The organism is Aerococcus sp. L_32 (assembly GCF_050689315.1).
Genome location: NZ_JBOEQF010001026.1, coordinates 1 through 665, shown reverse-complemented (window position 1 = coordinate 665; position 665 = coordinate 1). Strand labels below are relative to the sequence as shown.

At 43.9% G+C, this 665-nt stretch carries 1 protein-coding gene; it reads left to right on the top strand.

Going from position 1 to position 665, the window contains the following annotated elements; all coding sequences use genetic code 11:
- Nucleotides 1–665: ACP S-malonyltransferase (locus ACRCJ0_RS18010; RefSeq protein WP_431391508.1), on the top strand; the 665-nt coding region annotated here is incomplete at both ends.

Below are 665 nucleotides of genomic sequence, written 5' to 3'. Positions count from 1 at the left end.
CCCATCATCCTGAGATTGCAACTTACTTTGACAAAGCCTCAGAAGTTCTAGGCTATTCAATGAAAGACCTATGCTTTCAAGAAGATACAGAATTAAATCAAACAGAATACACACAACCCGCTATTTTAACCGTATCAACAGCCTTTACAGCCCTTCTAAGGGAGGCAGGCATTACAGCCGACTACCTAGCTGGATTAAGCTTAGGCGAGTACACAGCCCTTATTGAAGCGGGCGTATTGTCCTTTGAAGATGCGGTTGATTTAGTGAGCCATCGTGGTCGTTTTATGCAAGCTGCTGCGCCTGTAGGTGCCGGCAAAATGGTAGCCGTGATGAAAGCTGAACGCGCTTTAATAGAAAATATCTGCCAGCAAGTGCGCGAAGCTTCTGGTCAATACGTTGCACCAGCAAACTACAATACACCAAAACAAATCGTAATCGGTGGTGACGCTTCGGCAGTAGATACTGCAGTTGCTAAGTTGACTGAAGCAGGCGTGAAGAAAATGGTGGAATTAAACGTTTCTGGTCCTTTCCACACGGCCCTATTATCACAAGCAAGTGACCAATTAGCTGATTATTTAGACAAATTTGATTTTAAGCCACAAAGAGTACCGGTTATTTCAAATACAACAGCTACAGCGCACCAGGATGGACAAGTAAAAGACTTA